This window comes from Peterkaempfera griseoplana (assembly GCF_001418575.1).
Classification (GTDB): domain Bacteria; phylum Actinomycetota; class Actinomycetes; order Streptomycetales; family Streptomycetaceae; genus Peterkaempfera; species Peterkaempfera griseoplana.
On sequence record NZ_LIQR01000143.1, the window covers coordinates 1 to 7,136 of the forward strand.

Here is a 7,136-nt window from a genome sequence, read left to right on the forward strand (position 1 = left end):
CGGCGGTGGGGAGAGCAGGTCGATCAGCACCGCCGCGGTGATCAGCAGGGCAGGCAGCGGGCGCCCCCGGACGGGGCGGCCGTCGCCCCGCGCCCTGCGCGTGCCTTCCACCGCGGGCTCCCTTCAGCACCGTTCCTCCGGTCCGCTTTCCAGACTCGTCCACCCGGGCGGGGTCTGCGACCCAGGGCGGATCGGGGGTTCCTGGCGCACTGATGGGGGCCGAGGGCCGGCGGGGGTGAGGGGCCGACGACGGAGGCGGGTGCCCGCCGGGTGGACGGCGGCACCCGCCCGTACGGCTCCCCGCCGTGTCAGCCCACGCGTTCGATACGGGCGTGGCGGATCAGGAACTTGCCGGCCTCGCGCACTTGTTCGAATGCGGCGTTGTTGAGCAGGACGCAGCTGCCGGAGACCGAAGTCACCTGCACCGTGGTCGACTTGTTGTTGTCCAGGTTGGTGACCTTGAGCACGGTCCCCGCCGGGAACTGGCTGCTGGACGCCGCGGGAGCGCCGCCCTCGCCGGACAGCGTCACCGTGGAGCCCGCGCAGACCACATCTCCGGTGGCCTGCCCGGCAGGCGACCCCTGCCGGTCGGAGCCTGCGGCCGCCGTGCCCGCCGCGGCGGGCGGCGGGGTCATGGCCTGTCCGCCCGCAGGGGCCTGGGCTCCCTGGGCTCCCTGGGCTGCCTGGGCGGCTGGGTCGCCGGTGCAGCCGGCGGCCTTGCGGCGGGCCTGGATCTGGTCGACGACGGCTTGCCGGTTGGCGATGCGTGCTGCGGACTGGGTGTCGGGGTTGGCCTGCTGGCCCGCGGTGAAGGTGAGGTTGTTCTGCAGGGCGGTGTCCAGTCCGGCGCAGCTCTCCGTGGCGCCCGCCTGTCCGGCCGTTGCGGCCTGGGCTCCCTGAGCTGCCTGGCCTGCCTGGGCGGCTTGGGCGGCTGGGTCGCCGGTGCAGCCGGCGGCCTTGCGGCGGGCCTGGATCTGGTCGACGACGGCTTGCCGGTTGGCGATGCGTGCTGCGGACTGGGTGTCGGGGTTGGCCTGCTGGCCCGCGATGAAGGTGAGGTTGTTCTGCAGGGCGGTGTCCAGTCCGGCGCAGTTCTCCGCGGCCTGGCTGCTGCCGGTGGCCACCGCCACCCCGCCCGCGATCAGTGCCCCCGCAGCTGCCAGGAGGGCCAGCCTCCCCGTGCGGCCCACCTGGATCTTCCTCGTACCCGCCATGTGTCAACAACTCCTGGTTCGATCGGCCCCACCCGGATCGGTCCACGCGGGGGAAACGCCTCGAGGGCCGATCCGGTTCACGGTCGGAGTCTTGACATCCGGGCATGCTCACGACAATTTGTGGGAATGTCGAACACACATGGCACCTCCATGAAGAGACCCTTCGTCGGTGCGTTCGCGGCTGTGGCGCTCACCGGCGCCACCGCCCTCGCCGGTGCGTCACCCGCCCTCGCGTCGCCGTCCCTCGCACGGAACGCCGCAACCCCGGCGGTGACCGTGAACTACGCCGGAACCGTGGCGCTCAGCAACTGCTCCGGGTCACTGGTGCGGATGCCGGGCTCGGCCGCGACGGACCGTGCGCTGGTCCTCACCAACGGCCACTGCCTCTCCACCGGCATGCCCGCCCCCGGGCAGGTCCTGGTCGACCAGCCCTCCAGCCGCACCTTCACCCTGCTCGACGCCTCCGCCAGAAGACTCGGCACGCTGCGCGCCGCAAAGGTCACCTACGCGACCATGACCGACACCGACGTCACCCTGTACCAGCTGAACACCACCTATGCGGCCATCCGCAGCAGTTACGGCGTGGACCCGCTGACCGTCTCCGCCGACCACCCGGTGCAGGGTGCCGCCATCAAGGTGGTCTCCGGGTACTGGAAGCAGACCTGGTCCTGCTCCATCGACGGCTTCGTCCCGCAGCTCAAGGAGGGCGGCTGGACCTGGAAGGACTCGGTCCGCTACACCTCCGCCTGCGACACCATCGGCGGCACCTCGGGCTCGCCGGTGATCGACACCTCCACCGGCCTGCTGGTCGCGGTGAACAACACCGGCAACGAGGACGGCGGCCGGTGCACCGTCGACAACCCCTGCGAGGTCGACGCCGACGGCAATGTGACGGTCCATCAGGGGACCAACTACGCCGAGGAGACCTATCTGCTCACCAGGTGCTTCGGCGCCGGGACCCAGCTCGACCTCACCCTGCCCGGCTGCACCCTGCCCAGGCCGTAGCCGGCGCCCCACCGGGCCCGCCGGCCGCGCCACCCCGCGGCCGGCGGACCCCTGCGGGCTCCGGGCGCCCGCGGCGGCGAGGATGCGGGAAACGCCGCACGATGCGGCTGTGCGGCACCCATGGCGTGGTGGATCCCGTCGCGCACACCCGCACCCGCGGGCAACGCTCAACCGGGCTCGGCTCAGGTGCTCCGGGTCGCCGGAAAACCGTCCGATGCGTCGGCCGGCCGGCCGTGTTCCCACACGCTGTCGAACTCGGTCCGGAAGTGCCGGAACCACTGCTCGTCGCGGTGCGGCAGGACGGTGAAGACGGCGTCTCCGCTGGCCGAGCTGTGCGAGTAGATGTCGACGTGGATGCGGCCGCCGGGCCGCTCGGGATCGAGCAGCAGCAGTCCGAAGGCGGGGACGAAGCGCAGGAAGCGGACCTCCACCGTGCCTGCCGTGCCGGGCGTGTCGGCGAGTTCGCGGAGCAGGTCGACGGACGAGCGGAGTCGGTTGCGGTACATCTCGGCCCGGTCGGGGATCGTGCTGCGGCGTGCCGCCTCCTCGGGGGCGTCGCCGTGCGGATCCATCAGCGCCACTTTGACCACCGCCCCGGCGGCGGCCCTGCGCTGGAGCTCGTCCACCAGGTTCCGCAGGGTGCGCGAGAGCGTCACCCCGACGATCCAGACGTCCTGTGCGGTGCGCACGTGCTGGACGAGGTCCGCCTTGTCCCCGCCGAGAAAGTCCTCGGCGCGGACCTCCCCCCGGCCTCGGGCGCGCAGCTCGGCGGTCAGCTCCGCGACCTGTCGGCGGCTGCCCAGCATTCCACCCGCCAGCAGGGCCAGCGTCGCGAGCGTGGCGGCGGCCAGGACCTGGCCTCCGACCGTGCCGAGGACTCCCAGGACGGCCAGCACCAGGGAGAGCAGTGCCGTCGTGTAGATCTCCAGGTTCTGCCCTGTGGAGAGATCCCTGCGCAGCCGCCTCAGAAAACGCATGAGGACCATCGTCGGGGTGGCCCCGAGGCGTGTCAACGAAGATCATCAAGCGGGGCGGGGCCTGAGGAGAGGGCCCTGGCCGCGTCCAGGCCGAGCGTGGGCGCAGCAGGTGCCCCGGCGGCCTTTCACCCCGGTGGTGAACTGATCCGTCATCGCCGCAGGCGGCGGCACTCCGGCGGTCCACCCCCCACGACCGGTCTCCAATGGCCCTGGCCCGGAGCGCGGCGGGTCCATGCGGCCCGAGGCCGCTCCGGCTAGGCGGGACGGCCGGGCGGGAGCAGGCCGGCTCGATCAGAACCTTGCCCACCGCGCCCTGCTCCAGGGCCGTGGGGGCGTCGGCGATCCGCTTCAGGGGAAGCGGTGCAGTGGCAGTCCGGCCTGCTCGCCGACCGTAACGCGCCGTCCGCGTCCGCGACCGAGACGGCCGCCACAGCCTGCCCCTTGGCCGTCGCCGGGACGGTGCTGACCAGCACTCCGTGCCGGGGCCGACGTGCGCGGGCGTTCCCACCGGGGGCATTCCTCGCCGTCGATCTGCGCAGGCCCGCCCGATCCGCACCGGACCGGCCCTGCGGGGGCGGTGAGCAGGGCCTTGTCGCAGGTGCGGCACCCGCCGGTCGCCGTACGGTCCGGTCCCGCGGTCTCCGCCGGGCTGTCCCCCGAGCGGCCGGCCGTCGGGAAGGGGAGCCCGCGCCGGCTCACCCCCTGGGCGCAGATGCTTGAACCGCGTACCAGTGGGACGATGAGGGGCGGGAGCCCGGCGAGTGCGGACCTCTGCCACGGCGACCACGGAGTGGAGCCGACGGCTCCCACAGGGTGACACGGTGATCCGCGTCCAGGGCAAACCCCGTGCCGTCCCGCATCAGGGCCGCCGGGGCGGCGCCGGTGCCCACGGACCTGAGCGGCTCGCCCGGCCGGCGAGCGGTTCCACGGCGGACGTCCCGGCATGTCGCCGGTCCCTCGTCCACCCAGGACATGAATGGGGCTGAGGAGTTGTGAACGACAAGGCAGGCATCTACCCCGCGGACCGGACGGCGCTGCTCATCATCGATCCGTACAACGACTTCATCTCGGAGGGCGGCAAGCTCTGGCCGCGCGTGAAAGACGTGGCGGAAGCGATAAACCTGCTCGACCACATGCGCGCGATGCTCGCCACGGCCCGGAACCAGGGTTTCCGCGTCTTCATCGTGCCTCACCACCAGACGACCCCGAGCGACTACCGCACCTGGGAACACCTCTCCCCGACCCAGGAGCGCGTGGTCGAGGGACAGGTGTTCGCGAAGGGCAGCTGGGGGGCGGAGTGGCACCCCGACTTCCAGCCCCGTGAGGGCGAACTCGTCATGCAGCAGCACTGGTCCTCAAGCGGCTTCGCCAACACCGATCTGGACATGATGCTGAAGCAGCACCACATCCGGAAGGTCGTGATCATCGGGATGAAGTCGAACACCTGCGTGGACACCACCGCGCGGTTCGCGCAGGAACTCGGGTTCCATGTGACGTTGATCCGCGACGCCATCGGGTCCTTCACCTGGGACGAGATGAAGGCGACCTTCGATGTCAACGCACCGCAGTACGCCCATGCCGTCCTCACCACCGACGAGTTCACCAGGGCCGTGGAAGCGCAGCCCCGGACGACCGACCAGGGCGCGTTCCGCCTCGACATGGAGCATCTGTCGTGACGGCGGTCGACGGCCCCGGGGAGAGAGTGCCGGGCGCGCATGACGGCTTGTGTCGTACGTGGCCGTCGACGAGTCGGCCGGCCGCCCGCGCCGCCCGACGCACTGGCCGCCACCGGCCCTGACGGCCGGTGGCGCCCGGCGGAGACCACGCGGTCTGACCCGTCACAGCCGGGGAGAGGACCAGGTCGGCGACGGTGGCGGTCCTGATCCGGCGGATCCCGTCCGGGTCCGGTACCGCACCAGAGGGAACCGACCGCACACTCGAGCCGCCCCGCGAGCCCGGCGCGCGGGGCCGCTGTGTTCGCACCTCTTCGCTCAGGCCGCGCCCACGCCACCATGCGCTGGGAAGGCCTCCACTCGGTGTTCCCGGATCGGTGTGGTCCAGGTCGGTGTGTCCCGTCGGAGTGGACCTGACCACTGGGCCGCAGGGACCTGGCTGTGCCTCCGTCAGCCCGCCTCGAGGCCGGATTCCCAGACCGAGTCGACCGCGCTCAGTCGGGCCGTGCCGCCTTCCACACCCACGACGTCCGGCGGGGCAGACCGTCCAGGTCCCCGCGCCCGGTGCACCACAGCAGCACCCGGACGGGCTCGCCGGGCGGGGCGTCGGGAAACAGCCGGTCGAGTACGGCCGCGCACAGCGGTGCCGGCGGCAGCCAGTCCACGCCCAGTCCGCGGGTGAGGTCATGGGTGTGCAGCAGGATCTCGGCGACGCCCATCGCCGCGAATCCCGTCGGGTCGCACGGGCCCCAGTGCCAGGCCCGCAGGGACGGGTCGGCGGTGGCCAGCGCACCGCCGAGCAGTCCGCCGCAGGCGGCGGCCACCTGCAGCACCTCGGCAGGGGAGGCGGTGGGGCGCACGCGCAGATCGAAGGGGAGATAGGCGTCGGCCGGGCGCGCGGCGAGCTGGCACGCGTAGGCCAGCAGGTCGTGGCCGATGTGCGCGGCCGTCTGCCGGCAGCTCCACTCCAGCGGGCCGGCCGGAGCGGTCCAGTCCTCGCCCGTGTGAGGCCTCAGAGTCTCCAGCATCTCCGCCACGGCGGCCTGGACGTCTCGGTGGTCCATGCGGTGCTCCTCGCAAGGCACGTGGTGATGCGGCTGTGCTGCTGGTTCGTTCAGGCCACGGCGGTCCTGAGCCCGCCGCCCCCGTGCATGCCATTCCCGCTGCGGATGCGGGCAGTCCCGCAGACCCCGGCCGGCGGGCTGTGCAGGGGCGGCGGGCGCGCCCGGCTGCGCTGCCGGTGGCTACGGGGGCGGCTCGTGCGACACGATGCATGCGTGACGGAGAGCGAAGGGGGTCTGCCGGAACGGCCGGGTGAGGGACGCCCCGCCGGCCCGTCATCTGCTGTCCCGACCTCGACTGCGGCCACTGCGACGGCTGCCGAGTCCCCGCCGCACAGGAAGGACCCACCCCATGACCACCGCCGCAGCCGACAGCCAACCCCCCACGCCCCGGTGGATCCACCGGGCCAACCGCGCCCTCCCGTGGATCTTCCTCGCCAAGTCCCCCGTCCCCTGGCTGGGCGTCACCGGTCTCAGCACCGCCGCGGCCGCCCTCATGGTCGCCGCGGTCGTCGCCGACTTCCTCCACTCCCGCGGCCTGTGCGAACACTGCGTCAACGCCATGCCGCTCGACGGGCCGGCCGCCGCCGAGCGCAGACTGCCGGTCCTGCGGGCCGCCCACCACCGGGGCCGGATCCTGCTCGCCGCGGTGGTCTGCTTCACCGCGGGCTTCTTCCTCCCCGCGCACTCCGCCGCCCTCAACGCGGTCCTCAGCGCGACGGATGTGCTGCTCGCCGTCTCGATCCACTCGGGCACCACCCACAACCGGCTGTACCCCTGGTGCCCGTTCTGCCACCGCGGCGGGGGCGGCGGCGACCCCGTGGTCACGCCGGAGCCGACCGGTGACCGCGGCCGCCCCGTGCCCTCGGGGACATGACCGGCCGGCCGCACTATCCCGCGGCCGGCGGGACCGGTGCGGGTTCCGGGTAGCCGGGGCGGGGGTGCGGAAAGCGGTACTCGGTGCGGCTGCGCAGCACCGCGCCGGGGCGCAGCACCGTGCTGGGGAAGTCCGGCCGGTTGGGTGAGTCGGGCAGGTGCTGCGTCTCCAGGCAGATGGCCGCGTACCGCTCGTGGCGGCGCCCGGCCGCGTCCCGCAGGGCGCCGTCCAGCTGGTTGCCCGTGTACACCTGCAGGCCCGGCTCGGTCGTCCAGACCTCCAGCTCCCGGCCGCTCACCGGATCCCCCAGCCGGGCCTGCAGGTGTACA

Annotated in this window: 7 protein-coding genes; 3 read left to right on the top strand and 4 right to left on the bottom strand. The window is 73.0% G+C overall.

The window, feature by feature from the left end; all coding sequences use genetic code 11:
* Nucleotides 1-308: 308 nt before the first annotated feature.
* Nucleotides 309-974 carry an RlpA-like double-psi beta-barrel domain-containing protein gene (locus AOK09_RS43420; protein ID WP_407675393.1) on the bottom strand — a complete coding sequence of 222 codons (666 nt, stop codon included), beginning with the start codon at nucleotides 972-974 and terminating at the stop codon, nucleotides 309-311.
* A gap of 390 nt (nucleotides 975-1,364) precedes the next feature.
* On the opposite strand from AOK09_RS43420, the gene AOK09_RS12015 reads away from it, so the two are divergent.
* Entirely contained in the window at nucleotides 1,365-2,219 is an 855-nt protein-coding gene (locus AOK09_RS12015) for a S1 family peptidase (RefSeq protein ID WP_055587149.1), read from the top strand.
* A gap of 182 nt (nucleotides 2,220-2,401) precedes the next feature.
* On the opposite strand, the gene AOK09_RS12020 is transcribed toward AOK09_RS12015, so the two are convergent.
* Entirely contained in the window at nucleotides 2,402-3,196 is a 795-nt protein-coding gene (locus AOK09_RS12020; protein ID WP_245687250.1) for a hypothetical protein, read from the bottom strand.
* A 992-nt stretch (nucleotides 3,197-4,188) separates the two neighbouring features.
* On the opposite strand from AOK09_RS12020, the gene AOK09_RS12025 reads away from it, so the two are divergent.
* The gene (locus tag AOK09_RS12025; protein WP_055587151.1) at nucleotides 4,189-4,872 is read left to right on the top strand and encodes an isochorismatase family cysteine hydrolase; all 684 of its coding nucleotides are present in this window, start codon (nucleotides 4,189-4,191) and stop codon (nucleotides 4,870-4,872) included.
* A 491-nt stretch (nucleotides 4,873-5,363) separates the two neighbouring features.
* On the opposite strand, the gene AOK09_RS12030 is transcribed toward AOK09_RS12025, so the two are convergent.
* Nucleotides 5,364-5,933 carry a maleylpyruvate isomerase N-terminal domain-containing protein gene (locus AOK09_RS12030; protein ID WP_055587152.1) on the bottom strand — a complete coding sequence of 190 codons (570 nt, stop codon included), beginning with the start codon at nucleotides 5,931-5,933 and terminating at the stop codon, nucleotides 5,364-5,366.
* A 349-nt stretch (nucleotides 5,934-6,282) separates the two neighbouring features.
* On the opposite strand from AOK09_RS12030, the gene AOK09_RS12035 reads away from it, so the two are divergent.
* Entirely contained in the window at nucleotides 6,283-6,807 is a 525-nt protein-coding gene (locus AOK09_RS12035; RefSeq protein WP_055587153.1) for a hypothetical protein, read from the top strand.
* A 13-nt stretch (nucleotides 6,808-6,820) separates the two neighbouring features.
* Here the strand turns inward: AOK09_RS12035 and AOK09_RS12040 are convergent.
* Nucleotides 6,821-7,136 (bottom strand): aldose epimerase family protein (locus tag AOK09_RS12040; protein WP_456153965.1); only part of this gene is annotated, 316 nt, incomplete at its 5' end.